Annotated in this window: 13 protein-coding genes and 5 tRNA genes; 13 read left to right on the top strand and 5 right to left on the bottom strand. The window is 63.4% G+C overall.

Going from position 1 to position 15,422, the window contains the following annotated elements; all coding sequences use genetic code 11:
* The first annotated feature begins 116 nt into the window (after window positions 1-116).
* The 8 genes from METH_RS11055 to METH_RS11020 all read left to right on the top strand — a co-directional run bounded on the left by METH_RS11055 (window position 117) and on the right by METH_RS11020 (window position 2,747).
* Window positions 117-572 carry an Lrp/AsnC family transcriptional regulator gene (locus tag METH_RS11055; protein ID WP_024090553.1) on the top strand — a complete coding sequence of 152 codons (456 nt, stop codon included), beginning with the start codon at window positions 117-119 and terminating at the stop codon, window positions 570-572.
* Between the two features lie 134 nt (window positions 573-706).
* On the top strand, window positions 707-1,231 hold the full coding sequence (locus tag METH_RS23145) for an HU family DNA-binding protein (RefSeq protein WP_084013783.1): 525 nt from the start codon (window positions 707-709) through the stop codon (window positions 1,229-1,231).
* Between the two features lie 13 nt (window positions 1,232-1,244).
* Window positions 1,245-1,319, top strand: a tRNA-Val gene (locus METH_RS11045).
* Between the two features lie 114 nt (window positions 1,320-1,433).
* A complete protein-coding gene (locus tag METH_RS11040; RefSeq protein WP_024090551.1) occupies window positions 1,434-2,003 on the top strand; it encodes a histidine phosphatase family protein in 570 nt (189 codons plus the stop codon).
* A gap of 75 nt (window positions 2,004-2,078) precedes the next feature.
* Window positions 2,079-2,154: transfer RNA gene (locus tag METH_RS11035), tRNA-Val, on the top strand.
* Between the two features lie 200 nt (window positions 2,155-2,354).
* Window positions 2,355-2,431, top strand: a tRNA-Asp gene (locus METH_RS11030).
* An 82-nt stretch (window positions 2,432-2,513) separates the two neighbouring features.
* Window positions 2,514-2,590, top strand: a tRNA-Asp gene (locus tag METH_RS11025).
* Between the two features lie 80 nt (window positions 2,591-2,670).
* A tRNA-Asp gene (locus METH_RS11020) sits at window positions 2,671-2,747 on the top strand.
* A 43-nt stretch (window positions 2,748-2,790) separates the two neighbouring features.
* On the opposite strand, the gene METH_RS11015 is transcribed toward METH_RS11020, so the two are convergent.
* Complete coding sequence (locus METH_RS11015; RefSeq protein ID WP_024090550.1) at window positions 2,791-3,180, bottom strand: nuclear transport factor 2 family protein; 390 nt, start codon at window positions 3,178-3,180, stop codon at window positions 2,791-2,793.
* 303 nt (window positions 3,181-3,483) lie between these two features.
* On the bottom strand, window positions 3,484-4,875 hold the full coding sequence (locus METH_RS11010) for a M20/M25/M40 family metallo-hydrolase (RefSeq protein ID WP_024090549.1): 1,392 nt from the start codon (window positions 4,873-4,875) through the stop codon (window positions 3,484-3,486).
* A 372-nt stretch (window positions 4,876-5,247) separates the two neighbouring features.
* On the opposite strand from METH_RS11010, the gene hemA reads away from it, so the two are divergent.
* The 3 genes from hemA (at window position 5,248) to ispG (ending at window position 9,060) form a co-directional block, all read left to right on the top strand.
* The gene (hemA, locus tag METH_RS11005) at window positions 5,248-6,483 is read left to right on the top strand and encodes a 5-aminolevulinate synthase (protein ID WP_217623461.1); all 1,236 of its coding nucleotides are present in this window, start codon (window positions 5,248-5,250) and stop codon (window positions 6,481-6,483) included.
* A 129-nt stretch (window positions 6,484-6,612) separates the two neighbouring features.
* Entirely contained in the window at window positions 6,613-7,818 is a 1,206-nt protein-coding gene (locus tag METH_RS11000) for a helix-turn-helix domain-containing protein (protein ID WP_024090547.1), read from the top strand.
* A 114-nt stretch (window positions 7,819-7,932) separates the two neighbouring features.
* A complete protein-coding gene (ispG, locus tag METH_RS10995) occupies window positions 7,933-9,060 on the top strand; it encodes a flavodoxin-dependent (E)-4-hydroxy-3-methylbut-2-enyl-diphosphate synthase (RefSeq protein ID WP_024090546.1) in 1,128 nt (375 codons plus the stop codon).
* A 98-nt stretch (window positions 9,061-9,158) separates the two neighbouring features.
* On the opposite strand, the gene METH_RS10990 is transcribed toward ispG, so the two are convergent.
* Both METH_RS10990 and METH_RS10985 read right to left on the bottom strand, forming a co-directional pair.
* A complete protein-coding gene (locus tag METH_RS10990; protein ID WP_024090545.1) occupies window positions 9,159-9,923 on the bottom strand; it encodes a DsbA family protein in 765 nt (254 codons plus the stop codon).
* Entirely contained in the window at window positions 9,920-11,275 is a 1,356-nt protein-coding gene (locus METH_RS10985; protein WP_197538797.1) for a M48 family metalloprotease, read from the bottom strand. Before METH_RS10985 ends, METH_RS10990 begins: the two co-directional genes overlap by 4 nt.
* Window positions 11,276-11,297: 22 nt before the next feature.
* Between METH_RS10985 and METH_RS10980 the strand changes: the two genes are divergently transcribed.
* Together METH_RS10980 and METH_RS10975 are read left to right on the top strand one after the other, a co-directional pair.
* Window positions 11,298-12,443, top strand: coding sequence for a pyridoxal phosphate-dependent aminotransferase (locus METH_RS10980; protein ID WP_024090544.1), 1,146 nt, complete (start codon window positions 11,298-11,300; stop codon window positions 12,441-12,443).
* A gap of 78 nt (window positions 12,444-12,521) precedes the next feature.
* Window positions 12,522-13,751 (top strand): N-acetylmuramoyl-L-alanine amidase, encoded by a 1,230-nt coding sequence (locus tag METH_RS10975; RefSeq protein WP_024090543.1) that lies wholly within the window; start codon window positions 12,522-12,524, stop codon window positions 13,749-13,751.
* Window positions 13,752-13,789: 38 nt separating this feature from the next.
* Here the strand turns inward: METH_RS10975 and METH_RS10970 are convergent, their stop codons facing one another.
* Window positions 13,790-15,187 carry a nucleotidyl cyclase domain-containing protein gene (locus METH_RS10970; protein WP_024090542.1) on the bottom strand — a complete coding sequence of 466 codons (1,398 nt, stop codon included), beginning with the start codon at window positions 15,185-15,187 and terminating at the stop codon, window positions 13,790-13,792.
* Window positions 15,188-15,422 lie beyond the last annotated feature (235 nt).

Below are 15,422 nucleotides of genomic sequence, written 5' to 3'. Positions count from 1 at the left end.
AAACTTTTCCGGATAATACTAGGGCGCGGGCGCCGGTTTTCACCAAAAAGGCCTGCCGGAGCGGTGATGTTTGGTGGTATGCTCTGTGGAACGTAGCTTCCTTAGAGGAAACCTCCATGGATTCAATTGATCGCAAGATTGTGGCTGCGCTTCAGCGCAACGGGCGGCTGAAGATCTCCGAACTGTCGGAGAAAGTCGGGCTGTCGGCAACACCCTGCGCGCGCCGGGTGGCCAATCTGGAGGACAGCGGGGTGATCAGCGGTTACTCCGCGCGGGTCGATCAGGCCAAGCTGGGGCTGCCGGTCACGATCTTTGTGGCGGTGGAGCTGGAACGGCAATCCACCGGGGCGCTGCAGGCCTTTGAGAACGCGGTGCGCCAGTTCGATCAGGTGATGGAGTGCTATTTGATGACCGGCACCCGCGATATCCTGCTGCGGGTGGTGGCCGAGGATCTGCCGGATTTCGACCGGTTTCTGGAGGACCGGCTGATGCGGGTACCGGGTATTCGCAACACCCGCTCCAGTTTCACCCTGCGCACCATGATTCAGCGCGATGCTCTGCCGGCCTGCTAGCCGGTTCACGCCGGGGGGCTGCATGTGTTAGGCTGCAGGTACAGAGCAGGCCCGCACGCCTGGCTGCCGCCCGCAACAGCGCGTGGCAGCTCAGAAGCCGATGCAGGGCGGATAACAGGATTGCGGGGCATAAAATGGCACGAGAAACCAGCAAAAGCAGCACATCCGCGCGCAGGTCCGGCGCGGGCAAGGCACCTGGCCGCAAGGCCGGCACGCTGACGGGGTCCACCGCCGGGGCGCCGGCTGCGAAACCCGGGACGGGCACGCCGCCGGCGGTGAAATCGCCCGCCGGAGCGCCTGCCGCGCCGGAACCGGTGGTTGTTGCAGCGGCTTCGCCGGTTGTAGCCGCACCGGCGCTGAACAAGAAGGAACTGGTGGGACTGGCGGTTGAACGCTCGGGCGTTAAGAAGAAGGACGCAAAGCCGGTGGTCGAAGCGGTTCTGGCGCTGCTGGGCGAGGCCGTGGCCGGAGGCCGTGAGCTGAACCTCAAACCGTTCGGGAAACTGCGCATCAACCGCAGTCAGGAACGCAGCAACGGCAAAGTATTCGTGTGCAAGCTGCGCCAGCCTGCGGTCACAAAAAATGCGGCGGTAGAAAATTCCGGAGAAGCCGGAAATTCTTCCAAAGACCCTCTTGCAGAGGCCGCATCGGACGGGTAAAAGCCTGCCTCACGGGTGATTAGCTCAGTGGTAGAGCGCTTCGTTCACATCGAAGATGTCAGGAGTTCAAATCTCTTATCACCCACCATTATTCCTGAAAGGCGCTCCCGGACCCGGTTGAGCGCCTTTTCTTGTTTCCGGGGTTCCGTTGCTCCCGCCTTGCCGCTACCACTTTGGCGTGGAACCGGGCAGGGGGCATGCGATGCAGTTTCCGAAAATCTGGCTGCTGCGGCACGGGCAGACCGAGTGGAATGCAGAGCACCGCATTCAGGGGCAGCTGGAATCACCGCTGACACCGCTGGGCATTGAACACGCCCGCCGGCAGGCCGGACTGATAGCGCCGGTGCTGGCGCGGAAACCGGCCTGCTTTGCGTCCCCGCTGGGCCGGGCCCAGCAGACCGCGGATATCGCTTTGAGGGGGGCGCCGTTCGTGACCGACCCGCGCCTGGCGGAGGCCTATGCCGGTGTGTTTCAGGGCTTGACGCTGCAGGATGTCGCGCAGCGGTTCCCGCAGATCCATGGCGCCAACCCGCGCAATCTGGACCTGTTCTGCGAGGCGCCGGGCGGCGAGGGCTATGCAAGTTTTCATGGCCGCATTCTGGACTTCATGCAGGCGCTGACCGGGCCGACCGTGGTGGTGGCGCACGGTCTTTTGGGGCAGGTGATGCGCGGTATCATCTGCGGCCTGCCCCGTGACAGGATGGCGGCGCTGCCGAACGGGCAGGGGTGCGTTTATGTGCTGGAAAACGGGGCGGAAACCGTTTTGGAATGATCCGGCGCGCCGGGTGAAAAAATCTTCGTTTTCCTCTTGCGCTGACCGGCGGCATTGTCTAAATCCCCGCCTACCGGGTCGTTAGCTCAGTTGGTAGAGCGCTTCGTTTACACCGAAGATGTCGGGAGTTCGAGCCTCTCACGACCCACCATCCCCGCCTTGCAGTTTGACCGTTCCAAGACACGGATTGGCGTGTCCGCATCGCGTTTTTTCTATATGTTTCAAAGAGTTACCGGGCCGTGGTTATTTTTTTGGGGGAAAGTCCCGAAAAAGGCAAAACACTGCTTGACGGTTCAAGGGGGTGGGAATATTACAGCCCAACATTCAGCAGCGATGCTGAACGTGCAGCGGGCGGTTGTAGCTCAGTTGGTTAGAGTACCGGCCTGTCACGCCGGGGGTCGCGGGTTCGAGCCCCGTCAACCGCGCCACCGCTGCACCCTGTCCTGGGGTAATACAGGATCCGCCCCGGAGGGGAACTGGACTGGAAACAGTCCGCCGCAAGGCGAAAATGCGGTTGTAGCTCAGTTGGTTAGAGTACCGGCCTGTCACGCCGGGGGTCGCGGGTTCGAGCCCCGTCAACCGCGCCACTTTCGCCTGCCGCCCTGGCATCACAGGGACCGCCCCGGAGGGGAACATTGGCCGGCAACGGCCGCCGAAAGGCAAACGCGCGGTTGTAGCTCAGCTGGTTAGAGTACCGGCCTGTCACGCCGGGGGTCGCGGGTTCGAGCCCCGTCAACCGCGCCACTTTCTCCCGATTTGTTATGCAAAACCGCAACTGGCCTGCAGGTTACGCTCCGGTTTCCGGAGTGTCCTGGCTGAATGTGTTGATCCAGCCTGCTGTGCTCTCCTCCCATAGCGAGGAGATCAGCATGACCTGCCAATGGCCGCTGCCCGCAGGGCAGTACCGCGCGCGGTAGGACAGCAGTGCTGCACGCTCTGTAATGATGCGCAGTTGCGCATCACTCAGCCGGTATTGCGCCATCACCGGCCCGTCTTTCAGTTGCCCGCAATGGCCTGCCTTGTCTGAAAAGCCGCTGGGATAGACGCCGAGGAAGTCCTCCGACAGCAGCCGTCCATCCGCCTCGGGATCGCCAGCGACAAGCGCCTCCCAGACCTTGGTTTCCAAGGCAAGAATTTCGGCCAGATGCGGGCCTTCGGCTATTTTCTTTTCCGTCATGACGCCAGTTTGGCGCACAGCAGGGCCAGGTGCAAGCGGCCGGGGCATGGGGGCAAGGGGGCGAACCCTCCGGCCCTTGTTCGGCCTGGCGTTTGAACAATAACCGCAGCGCCTGCGGCATCCGATTGCCGTGTTTTTTGCGCCGGGGGGCCGGCATCGCCAGCAAACCCCACCGGAATTGACTGATCTTGCTGCTGCTCCCGGACTGGGGCGATCAGGCTGCCGCAAGAAACGCGATAGCGTTCCTTGGCGCCTTTCAGGGCTGAACGGGCGGAGCCCCGAAGAGCGTCCGCCCGTTTGCAGTTACTTGCGCGACAGGGCGTCCAGGACACGGGCCCAGGAGCGGATGCCCTTGTGGAAGCTCTTCAGGTCGTATTTCTCGTTCGGCGAATGGATCGCGTCGTCGTCATTGGCAAAGCCGATCAGCATCGCGTCCATGCCCAGGATCGACGAGAAGAAGCCGGCAATCGGGATCGAGCCGCCCATGCCGCAGAATACCGCTTCGCGCTGCCACTCGTCCGACAGGGCTGTGCGGGCGGCCTCGAACTCGGGGCGGGCGATGTTCATCACCGCGGCCGGGGAGCCTTCCAGATCATTGTTCCAGCGCACCGAAGCATCCGCGGGCAGACGGTCTTCGACGTGTTTGCGGATCTTGCTGCGCAGGGCGTCGGGATCCATGTCGCCGACCAGGCGGCAGGTGATCTTGCAATGCGCTTCGGACGGGATCACGGTTTTGGAGCCGGCGCCGTTGTAGCCGCCCCAGAGGCCGTTCACCTCCAGCGTCGGGCGGGCCCATTGCTGTTCCAGGGTGGAATAGGCCTTTTCGCCATGCGGCTGTGAGTAGCCGACTGAATTCAGATACCCGGCCTCGTCAAAGCCGCAGTTCTGCCACTGGCGAAGCTGATCCTCGGGGACTTCATGCACGCCTTCGTAGAAACCGTCGACAGCCACCCGGCCGGTCTCATTGTCATAAAAGGAGGCGACGATTTCCGACAGTGTGCGCAGCGGGTTCAGGCCGGGGCCGCCGTAGTGGCCGGAGTGCAGATCGATGCGCGGGCCGACAATCGTAAACTCATCCTTCAGCATGCCGCGCAGCTGGGAGGAAATCGACGGCACCCCGCGCGACACCATAGAAGTGTCGCAGATCAGCGCGAGGTCGGCCTTCAGCTCTTCTGCGTTGGCCTCCATGAAGGGGATCAGCGAGGGCGAGCCGGATTCCTCTTCGCCTTCAAAGAAGAAGGTGATGCGGCAGGGCAGGGAGCCGTTGACCGCTTTCCAGGCGCGGCAGGCCTCGACAAAGGTCATCAGCTGGCCCTTATCGTCCGACGCGCCGCGGCCGCGGATCACGGTGCCGTTCGGGGTTTCCTCCAGCTGCGGCTCGAACGGCGGCCTGTTCCACAGCTCCAGCGGATCGACCGGCTGCACATCATAATGGCCGTAGAACAGCACATGCGGCGCGTCGGCGTTTTCCTCGCCCACATGGCCAACCACCATCGGATGGCCGGGGGTTTCGCGTTTTTCCGCGGTGATGCCGATGGCATTGAGGTCCGCGACCAGCCAGTCGGCGGCTTTGTCACAGTCCGCCTTGAAGGCGGGATCGGTGGAAATCGACTGGATCCGAAGCAGGTCCATCAGCCGTTCGGTGGCGGCGTCCAGCTCTGTGTCGATCCGGTCCAGAACATCATTCAGTGCCATGTTTCATTCTCCTGCGTGTCCGGTTGCGGGCAATTTGCCGCAGACCCTAGCAGCGGCCCGGAACAGGGGCCAGTGGGGGAAGGGCGGGATTTCTCTTGTTTTTTCCGGGGCGGCAGGTTTCCGATCCTGCACATTTGCGGCCGGAAGGGCTGTAAATGCGCCGCAAACGGGGGGCGGTTTGGCGCAGGTGTTGTTGCCGCCGCCCTGTTTAAGTTTTATTTGACCTGCATCAATGTTGCGCACCAAGGGCTGCGCGTATGCAGTTGATCGAAGCGGGTGCCTGCGGTATTCATTCCGGACCGTGAATGTGGCCGCATCGCCAGAAGGCCGTGCCCTTTACACAGCCGCGTGCCCCCGGGGCCGCATGAAGCCATGGAGATGCCGGTGGATTATACCGCGAAACTGGATGCAGCGATTGCCAGCCTTCACGACGAGGGCCGTTACCGGACCTTCATCGATATCGAGCGCAAGAAGGGGCATTTCCCGCATGCGGTCTGGACCCGCCCGGACGGCAGCGAACAGGACATCACCGTTTGGTGCGGCAATGACTATCTGGGCATGGGCCAGCATCCGGTTGTGCTGGAGGCGATGCACGATGCGATCGATTCCACCGGCGCAGGCTCGGGCGGCACCCGCAATATCTCGGGCACCACAGTGTATCACAAGCAGCTGGAGGCCGAGCTTGCCGATCTGCACGGCAAGGAAGCATCGCTGCTGTTCACCTCGGCCTATATCGCCAATGATGCCACGCTGAGCACGCTGCCCAAGCTGTTCCCGGGGCTGATTATCTATTCCGACGCGTTGAACCATGCCTCGATGATCGAGGGCGTGCGCCGCAACGGCGGCGCCAAGCGGATCTTCCGGCACAACGACCTTGCCCATCTGCGCGAGCTGCTGGAAGCGGACGACCCCAAGGCGCCGAAGCTGATTGCCTTTGAATCGGTCTACTCGATGGACGGCGATTTCGGGCCGATCGAAGCGCTTTGCGATCTGGCGGATGAATTCGGCGCGCTGACCTATATCGACGAAGTGCATGCTGTTGGCATGTACGGACCCCGCGGCGGCGGCGTCACCGAGCGCGACCGCCTGGCGCACCGCATCGACATCATCAATGGCACGCTTGCCAAGGCCTACGGGGTGATGGGCGGCTATATCGCGGCCTCGGCCAGAATGTGCGACGCGATCCGCTCTTATGCGCCGGGGTTCATCTTCACCACCTCGCTGGCGCCTGCGGTGGCGGCAGGGGCGGCGGCCTCGGTTGCGTATCTGAAAGGCGCGCAGAACCTGCGCGTCAAGCATCAGGACCAGGCCAAGGTATTGAAACTGCGGCTCAAGGGCCTCGGCCTGCCGATCATCGACCATGGCAGCCACATCGTGCCGGTGATTGTCGGCAACCCGGTCCACACCAAGGTGCTGTCCGACCACCTGCTGGAGGATTACGGCCTCTACGTGCAGCCGATCAACTTCCCCACCGTGCCGCGCGGCACCGAGCGTCTGCGGTTTACCCCGTCGCCGGTGCACGGCCCCAAGGAAATCGACGCGCTGGTCCAGGCAATGGACTCATTGTGGTCGCATTGTGCGCTGAATCGTGCCGAACTTGCCGGGTAACATACTGATCAGTGTAAATATACCTTTGCTGTGTTACGCTGCTGCCAATCAATGAGCGGATCTGAGTCGCAACTGTGATTCCTTCACCGCCCTGAACAGATTGCGGCAGGCAGAAATGGGACATCAGGCATGATCGGGCGCTTCACCCAGCGCAAGCAAGAAGAGCATGGCGGAACGGCAGAGCCGAAGGGTTTTGACGATTTCGAACTGAAGCTCGGCGACGTGATGCGCGGTGAACGGGCAACGATGGGGAAATCGTTGCTGGATGTCCAGCGCGAGCTGCGGATCAAGGCGTCCTACATCGCCGCGATTGAGAATTCAGATCCTTCTGCCTTTGACACGCCCGGCTTCATCGCCGGGTATGTGCGTTCTTATGCGCGCTATCTGAACATGGACGCAGAAGAAGCCTTTCAGGACTTCTGCCGCGAAAGCGGCTTTACCGTGGCCCACGGCATGTCTGCCAAGGCCTCCAGCCGCAGCCCGGCCGGTGCCGGCCCGGCGGCAGCGTCCACCGGGCTGGGCGGCGACGCCTTTGGCGCGTCCCGCACCCCGTTTGTTCCGGCCCCCTGCAGCTTTCTCAGCCAGATCGAACCGCGGGCTGTCGGCTCGCTGATGGTGCTGGCAGCGCTGATCGGCGGTATCGGCTATGGCGGCTGGGCGGTCCTGAAAGAGGTGCAGCAGGTGCAGTTCGCTCCAGTGGATCAGACCCCGGCGGTGCTGGCTGATCTTGACCCGCTCAACAGCGCGGTGCTGGCGGGTGCCGACGGCGCCCGCGATCCGGCAGCCGAGGCGCTGGACCGGCTCTACCGTCCGCAGGCGCTGGATGTGCCGGTGCTGGTAGCCCGCGATGCGCCGATTTCGACCCTGGACCCGTCCACCCTGGGCAACTTTGCTTCACCCGAAGCGCCCTCGCTGGCCTTTGCCGAAGCCAGCCTTCCGTATGAGGGCGGAGGCCCGCTGCAGCAGGTGCCGCAGGTTGTGGCCGAGGTTGAACCCGGCGTCGAAATGGTGGCAGTGCGCCCGTCCTGGGTGCAGGTCACCGCGGCTGACGGCAGTGTGATCCTGGAAACCATCATGGACGCGGGCCAGCGGTTCGAGGTGCCATTGACCGAAGATGCTCCGCGCCTGCGCACCGGTGAAAGCAGCGCAATTTATTTTGCGGTGAACGGCGAACATTTCGGACCGGTGGGAAAACGCGGCCAGGTGTCCAAGAACATCGACCTGTCGATGGAGGCGATCACCGGCCGGTTTGCGCTGGCTGATCTGGCCGATGGCCGCAACGAAGCGCTTGCAACCCTGGTGGCCGAACTGCAGGCGGACCAGCCCGCCGAATAACTGTTCCCGTAAATGTGCCCGGCGAATCCTGCCGGAATGGGCGGGCTGCCATTGCAGCGCCGCCTCTCAGCACGTATCTAGCTGCTAACAGGATCCAGCCGGGACGCATTCCTCATGTCGATGAACCACATCCGCCCCTGGCGCCATATCGAGCGCCGCAAAAGCCGCCAGATCCATGTCGGCAATGTCCCCGTCGGCGGCGATGCTCCGATTGCGGTGCAGACAATGACCAACACGCTGACCACCGATGTGGCCGGAACCGTCGCCCAGATCCAGGCCGCGGCAGAGGCAGGCGCGGATCTGGTGCGGGTCTCGGTCCCGGACGAGGCCTCCTCCAAGGCGCTGAAGGAGATTGTGCGCGAAAGCCCGGTGCCGATCGTTGCCGACATTCATTTCCACTACAAACGCGGGATTGAGGCTGCCGAGGCGGGTGCGGCCTGCCTGCGCATCAATCCGGGCAACATCGGCGACGAAAAACGCGTCTCCGAAGTGATCAGGGCTGCACGCGACCACAACTGCTCGATCCGCATCGGGGTGAATGCCGGGAGCTTGGAAAAGCACCTGCTGGACAAATACGGCGAGCCTTGCCCGGAAGCGATGGTCGAATCCGGCCTCGACCATATCCGTATCCTGCAGGACCACGATTTCCACGAATTCAAGATCTCGGTGAAAGCCTCGGATGTGTTCATGTCCGCCGCCGCCTATCAGCAGCTGGCCGAAGCCACCGACGCGCCGATCCACCTCGGCATCACCGAGGCGGGCGGCTTTGTCTCCGGCACCATCAAATCCGCTATCGGCCTGGGCCAGTTGCTGTGGATGGGCATCGGCGACACCCTGCGCGTCAGCCTCTCTGCCGATCCTGTCGAGGAAGTGAAAGTGGGCTTTGAGATCCTCAAATCCCTCGGCCTGCGCCACCGCGGCGTCAATATCATCTCCTGCCCCAGCTGCGCCCGCCAGGGGTTCAATGTGATCAAGACGGTGGAAACGCTGGAGGAACGCCTCGCCCACATCCACACGCCGATGAGCCTTTCAATCATCGGCTGCGTGGTGAACGGCCCGGGCGAGGCGCTGATGACCGATGTCGGCTTCACCGGCGGCGGCGCGGGGTCCGGCATGGTCTATCTGGCGGGCAAGGCCAGCCACAAAATGTCCAACGAACAGATGGTCGACCACATCGTTGAAGAGGTCGAGAAAAAGGCCTCGGAAATTGAAGCGGAAATGGCCGCGCAGGCAGCGGAATAACCCCGCAGGCCTGCTTCAGACTGCCCGCTCTTTCATCTTTGAGAGAATACTCCGGAGTCCGGGGCATAGCCCCGGTTCCGCCGGTTCCACGTCAGGCGTCAGCTTTGCTGGTCGCGGATTTCAGCCACCATGATCTCCATCTGATCGGCGGGCAAGAAGCCGCGCAGCAGCTCATTGCCGAGCACAAAGGTCGGGGTGCCGGAAATCGCCATGCGCTGCGCAAGTGCGCGGGTCTGGCGCAGCTCGGCCGTGACCTCTTCGCTGTCCATCCTGGCAAAGATCGCATCGCCATCCAACGACAGCCCGTCCGCGATCCGGCGCAAGGCCACCTCGTTCGGCTCGCTGCCAAACGCAATCAGCGCATCATGCACCTGCTTGTAGGCCTCGTTCCCCGCTACCAGCTTCGTTGCCACGGCAAAGCGCGACGACAGCACCGAGGCTTCGCCCAGGATCGGGAATTCCTTGATTACCAGGCGGATATTGCCGTCGCTTTCCAGCAGCTTGGCCACTTCGGGAGCGGCCCGGCGGCAGTAGCCGCAGCGGTAATCCATGAATTCAACCAGGGTGATGTCGCCGTCGGGATTGCCACCGACCCAGGAGTAGCCATCGTTCTGCAGCTCTTCCAGGTTATCGGCGACCAGCGTGCCGTCGCGGGCGGCTTCGGCCTGTTGCTGGCGCTGCTCCAGCAGATCAACCGCTTCCAGGATCAGCTCGGGGTTTTCCAGCAGGTAGGCGCGGACCTGTTCGCCGAAAGCGTCGCGTTCGGCTTCGGACATATTGCTGAGGTCCAGCGCCTGCGCCGGGGTGCTCAGCAGGGCGAGGGCGGTGGCTGCCGCCGTGGCGGCGCGGGTGAAGGGGTTCATTTTTGTCTTTTCCTTTTCTGAGCTTGTTCATAGGCCGTCAGCACATCCTGTGCGCGCCGCGCGGCGGCGGATCCTGCAGGCAGCTGGGCGACGGCCCGTTTGGCATGAATTCCGGCGTCATCCAGACGCCCTTGCAAGGCATAACGTTCGGCGGTGACCAGTGCCGCCAGACCGGGTTGGCCGGTCTTGGCATAGGCCAGCGACATGTCGCGCAGCAGCACCGGGTTGCGGAAATCAATGGCGCGGGCGCGTTCCATGGTCTTCAGCGCGGCTTTCGGTTGGCCGGCGGCCAGCTGGGCGCGGCCGTAGCCGGTCAGGATCAGCGGATCCTTGGGGGCCAGTTTCACCGCATTGCCATAGGCGGCCAAAGCGGCGCCCCATTGCCGGTTTTCTATCAGGATCTGGCCTTTCAGCTCATGATAGAAAGGGTCGGAGGGCCGGATTGCCAGTGCCCCGTTCACCGACTTCAGGGCTTTCTTCAGGTTTCTCTGCCGGTGATAGGCGGCGGCCTCGCGCATCAGGCGCACGTCTTTATACTGTTCCTCGCGCACCCGGCGCAGGGTCCATTTCGGGGCGCGGGTAAATCCCGACAGCTTGCCGCGCACCCGGGCAAACCAGTATTGGGCCTCGGCACTGGTCTCGCCCTTGTCGCCATGCGCCGCGAGATAGGCCTGGGCGGCACGGATACGGTCGCGGCTCAACGGATGCGAACGGGTGTAGGGATCCTGGCTGCCGGCACTCAGCACCTCCTGGCCGGCAAAGGCGCGGTGCAGATCGACCAGCCCCTGCGGACTGATGCCTGCACGGTTAAGGTAATCTGCGGCGGAACGGTCGGCTGAGCTTTCTTCGGCGCGGGTGTGGGCCAGAAAGCCGCGCAGCGCGGAATTCTGCGTGCCGATGGCAAGGCCGCCTGCGGCCTCGCCCGCGCCGGCCGCAGCTGCCAGTACCGCCAGGGCCACGCCCAAACCGGCAGCGCTGTTGGCGGAACGCAGGTTCTGCATCCGCCGCGCCAAATGGCCATTGGTGATATGGGCTGCCTCGTGGGCGATCACCGCTTGCAGCATCCCGGGGGAGGTCACCTTCAGGATCAGCCCGTAATTCACGAAAATCGTTCGCGAATCCAAGACAAAGGCATTGAAGGCCGAATCATTGACCAGCAGGATCCGGACCCGGTTTGCATTCAATCCCGCGGCCCGCAGCACCGGCGCCGCCAGCCGGTTCAGACCGTGTTCGATATCCGGGTCGCGCAGCAGCGAGATCGATGCCGCCTGTGCCGCCGCTGCAAATTGAAACAGCGCGCAAAACAAAAGAGCCGGGATTGACGCCAGCCGGAAGAAACGGTCAAAACTCATGCGCGCACCATGGGAGATCAGAATGCGAAACTCAAGCCGATCCAGCGTTGATCCGTTTATTGTGATGGACGTGATGGAGGCCGCCCGCAAAGCCGAGGACGCTGGCCGCCACATCATCCATATGGAGGTCGGGCAGCCGTCGACGGGGGCGCCCTCCGGTGCCTTGAAGGCGCTGGGGAATGCGCTGGAAAACAATGCGTTGGGCTATACAGTTGCATTGGGTCTGCCGGAACTGCGTCAGCGTATCGCGCGGCTTTACGGCGACTGGTACAACGTCGATCTGAACCCGGAGCGGGTGATCGTGACGCCGGGCTCATCCGGCGCCTTTCTGCTCAGCTTCACCGCGCTGTTCGACAGCGGCGACCGGGTCGGGATCGGCGCGCCGGGCTACCCGTCCTACCGGCAGATCCTGAAAGCGCTGGGGCTGACGCCGGTGGACATCCAGACCGCACCGGAAAACCGGTTGCAGCCAGTCGCTGCGGATCTGAAGGGGCTGGATCTGGCGGGCCTCATGGTGGCCTCGCCTGCCAATCCGACCGGCACCATGCTGGACCACGCCGCAATGGGCGCGCTGATCGAGGCGGCGCGGGGCGAGGGCGCCAGTTTCATTTCGGACGAGATCTATCACGGGCTGGAGTATGAGGCGAAGGCGGTCACCGCGCTGCAGCTGACCGATGAGGCTTACGTCATCAACTCCTTCTCCAAGTTCTTTTCGATGACCGGCTGGCGGGTAGGCTGGATGGTGGTGCCCGAGGACCACGTGCGGGTGGTGGAACGCATCGCCCAGAACATGTTCATCTGCGCCCCGCATGCCAGCCAGGTGGCGGCGCTGGCGGCGATGGACTGCGAGGATGAGCTGCGCGGGAACCTGGCCGTTTATGCCAAGAACCGCCAGCTGATGCTGGACGGGCTGCCCAAGGCTGGATTCACCAGAATTGCCCCGCCGGACGGGGCGTTTTATGTCTATGCCGATGTGTCGGATCTGACCGCGGACAGCCGCAGCTTTGCCGCGGAAATCCTTGATAAGGCGGGCGTTGCGGTGACGCCGGGGCTGGATTTCGATCCGGTGCGCGGGGCCACGACGCTGCGGTTCTCCTATGCCCGCTCCACTGCCGATATCGAAGAGGGGCTGGCGCGGCTGGAGACATTCATGGCGTCCAGGGACTGAGCTGCGGCAGTGGCAGAAGGCGGATTTCCAATCCAGCCGGAATTGCCTAGTCTGCCCGGAAAACACCAAGAGACGAGCATGGGCAGACTGATTTCCTTCACCGCATTGATCTGGCTGCTGGCCGCGGGCGCCTGGGCGCAAAACAGCGGCAGCAGTTTCACCGGGCTGGCACGCATTGATGCGGAGACCAGCCGGGTCCGCGATGCCGGGCGGGGCGCCGAGGTGGCGCTGGGGCTGAGCCAGGGGGTGCCCTACCGGCTGTTCACCCTGGACGGGCCGCCGCGGCTGGTGCTGGATTTCCAGGAGGTCGACTGGAGCGGCCTGACGGTGCAAAACCTGCTGCAGGGCGAGCAGATCACCGCGGCGCAATTCGGCACCTATGTGCCGGGCTGGTCGCGGCTGGTTCTGCAGCTGGCAGGGCCGATGAAGGTGTCCACGGCGGCAATGACAGTGGACCAAGTGACCGCCGCCGCCCGGCTGGCGGTGACGCTTGAGCCCGCCGCGGCGGAAGATTTTGCCGCCGCCGCCGGCGCCCCGCAGGATCCGCGCTGGGATCTGCCTGCGCCGCAAACCATGCCGGGCAAGGGCGTGCGCGACGAAAATGCACCGCTTCTGGTGATGCTTGACCCCGGGCATGGCGGCATTGATCCAGGGGCGGAGACCGAAGTGGTCGTCGAAAAACACCTGATGCTGCAATTTGCGCGGGAGCTGGGCGAAGCGCTGGTGCGCTCAGGCCAGTTCACTGTGATGATGACCCGCGATGGCGACTATTTCGTCTCGCTGGAACGGCGCATCGCGATGGCGCATCAGGCCGGGGCGGATGTGTTCATCTCGCTGCATGCCGACACGATTTCCGAGGGCCGGGCGCATGGCTCCACCGTTTATACGCTGTCCAGGGAAGCCTCCGACGTGGCCTCGGCCAAGCTGGCGGAGCGGCAGCTGCGCGGTGATCTGCTGTCCGGCACCGACCTGAGCCAAGCGGACGACAAGGTGACGGCGGTGATGCTGGATCTGGCCCGGCAGGAGACCCAGCCGCGCAGTGATGCCTTGGCAGCGGCGCTGATCGACGGGCTGCGCGGGCAGGGGCGCCCGATCAACAACCGGCCGCTGCGTTCGGCCGGGTTTTCGGTGCTGAAATCGGCTGATATTCCTTCGGTGCTGGTGGAGATCGGATTTCTGTCCAGCACGCGGGACTTGCAAAACCTGGTGGACCCGGATTGGCGGGCCCAGGCGGCACGCGGCATTCTCAATGGGCTGATCACCTGGCGGGCGCAGGACGACGCCCGCCGCGCGCTGGTGCGGCAGTAGCACCGGAGGCGGGTTCCAGTCACTTTGCGGGCCTTGCTCTAAGCGGTTTCGGCCTTGGCCAGCGCCTTTTCGATCTCGCGCTCGAGCTCCTGCTTGTGCGGGGCCAGGATGTCATCGGCAATCTTTGCCAGCAGCCCCTGCTTTTCCACTTTGGCGGCGATGCAGTCCATGAGCTGCCCTTCGGCCTTGCTTTTCTCCATGCAGGAGCTGACGGTCTTCTCCAGCGCGTTCATGCGATCGGTCAAAGCCTTGGAAATGGCCCGGCCGGTGAAGAATTTATGCGCCATCCGCAGGACGGTTTGCAGCACGATCTCGGCGCCGATTTTGCGCGGAATGGCGGTGAAACGGCCAAGGATGAGCTCGATTTCCTTGCCGCCCCAGCGGGCAGCGGTGCTCCACAGGTATTTGTTGATCCAGCGGGAATTGACCATCCGGCTGGCCAGGCGTTCGCCGACCCCTTTCATGATCAGCTGTCCGGCCTTGGCGCCGAGCCAGGCTGAGAAGCCGCCCGCCAACGCGGCAAAGGTGACACGCTTGAAAGAGCCGGCCACGCCGCCAGACTTGACCCATTGCCCCTTGAGGATGACGCCGTTGGCGATCTCCTGAACCGTGTTCTTGCTGGCAGCGACAACGGCGCCGGCGGTGGCGGGGTTCACCCCGTTGGTGACCAGAATCAGCTGCACAATGTCGGCGGAGCCGTCGCGCAGGTCGACCGCGATTTCCTCGCATATCTTGGCGCTTTGCCCCAGTTCCTTGGACAGCATGTTCAGGTCCATCGCCACTGCATCGAGCAGGATCTTGGTCTGTGTCATCTGCTTGAAGGACGCCAGCAGGCTTTTCTTGTTCTTGCCATAGGTCATGTCGACCAGCTTGCCGACAGCAGCTTCGGCTTTCTTCAGCGACTTAGCCGGGCGTTCGATGTCGGCATTGGGGGTCACCATTTTCACGAAGAAAGACCAGAACCCCTTTTGCATCTCGCGGTACTGGTCCTGGTAATTCCGCAGGGTGCTCATGAAGGCCATGGTCTCGGTGTGCAGGCGGCTCTGGATGGCCTCCATGGCTGTGCCCATGTCGTCCTCGGTGAACCAGTGGGTCTTGCCCCGCCATTTCACTTCATAGACCTTGCCCTTGGCGGGCAGCGGCCTGCCGCCCTGCGACTTGGCGAACTGTTCGGCGACCTTGGCGGGCGGCATGTTCAGCATCTTGAAGGTCTTGGAGCCGGGTTCGACCAGGCTGGTCACCTTGGATTTCACCACCTGCTGCTGAAACTGGCCGATGGCAAGGATCGTCGGCTGGCCCACCTTGCCGTTGGCCGGCACCCGTTTGTAGCCGACCGAGGCGGCATGATCGTTGAGCATCTTCTGAACCAGCACAACGTCCTTGGGGTCGTTCACGGCAGTCTTGCCGCCGCCGACCGGCGCTCCGAGTTTGGCCATTGCAGTTTCCTCCACCTTTCGGGCTGCCGGGTGAATCCTGAATCGGGTGCGCGCCGAGGCTGGCGGGCGGTGGATGGGGAGGCAGGCCGGGGCGGCGATTGCGTGCGCGTGGGTTCAGCCTGCCCGCCGCTTGCGCCGAACCGCGGCAAGCTTTGGGAAAATGGGCAGCCGTTGTTAGTATTGTCCGGTCAGGATACATCACAGACGGCTTAAAACCAATTCATCGGGCGGCAGG

Source organism: Leisingera methylohalidivorans DSM 14336, assembly GCF_000511355.1.
Classification (GTDB): Bacteria; Pseudomonadota; Alphaproteobacteria; order Rhodobacterales; family Rhodobacteraceae; genus Leisingera; species Leisingera methylohalidivorans.
This window is presented reverse-complemented; position numbering and strand designations above follow the sequence as displayed.

Coding starts and splice junctions, on each gene's coding strand:
- METH_RS11040 (WP_024090551.1), top strand. CDS start 1,434: ATGCAGTTTCCGAAAATCTGGCTGCTGCGGCACGGGCAGACCGAGTGG.
- ispG (WP_024090546.1), top strand. CDS start 7,933: ATGTCGATGAACCACATCCGCCCCTGGCGCCATATCGAGCGCCGCAAA.
- METH_RS11015 (WP_024090550.1), bottom strand. CDS start 3,180: ATGACGGAAAAGAAAATAGCCGAAGGCCCGCATCTGGCCGAAATTCTT.
- METH_RS11055 (WP_024090553.1), top strand. CDS start 117: ATGGATTCAATTGATCGCAAGATTGTGGCTGCGCTTCAGCGCAACGGG.
- METH_RS10985 (WP_197538797.1), bottom strand. CDS start 11,275: ATGAGTTTTGACCGTTTCTTCCGGCTGGCGTCAATCCCGGCTCTTTTG.
- METH_RS23145 (WP_084013783.1), top strand. CDS start 707: ATGGCACGAGAAACCAGCAAAAGCAGCACATCCGCGCGCAGGTCCGGC.
- hemA (WP_217623461.1), top strand. CDS start 5,248: ATGGAGATGCCGGTGGATTATACCGCGAAACTGGATGCAGCGATTGCC.
- METH_RS11010 (WP_024090549.1), bottom strand. CDS start 4,875: ATGGCACTGAATGATGTTCTGGACCGGATCGACACAGAGCTGGACGCC.
- METH_RS10970 (WP_024090542.1), bottom strand. CDS start 15,187: ATGGCCAAACTCGGAGCGCCGGTCGGCGGCGGCAAGACTGCCGTGAAC.
- METH_RS10990 (WP_024090545.1), bottom strand. CDS start 9,923: ATGAACCCCTTCACCCGCGCCGCCACGGCGGCAGCCACCGCCCTCGCC.
- METH_RS10980 (WP_024090544.1), top strand. CDS start 11,298: ATGCGAAACTCAAGCCGATCCAGCGTTGATCCGTTTATTGTGATGGAC.
- METH_RS10975 (WP_024090543.1), top strand. CDS start 12,522: ATGGGCAGACTGATTTCCTTCACCGCATTGATCTGGCTGCTGGCCGCG.
- METH_RS11000 (WP_024090547.1), top strand. CDS start 6,613: ATGATCGGGCGCTTCACCCAGCGCAAGCAAGAAGAGCATGGCGGAACG.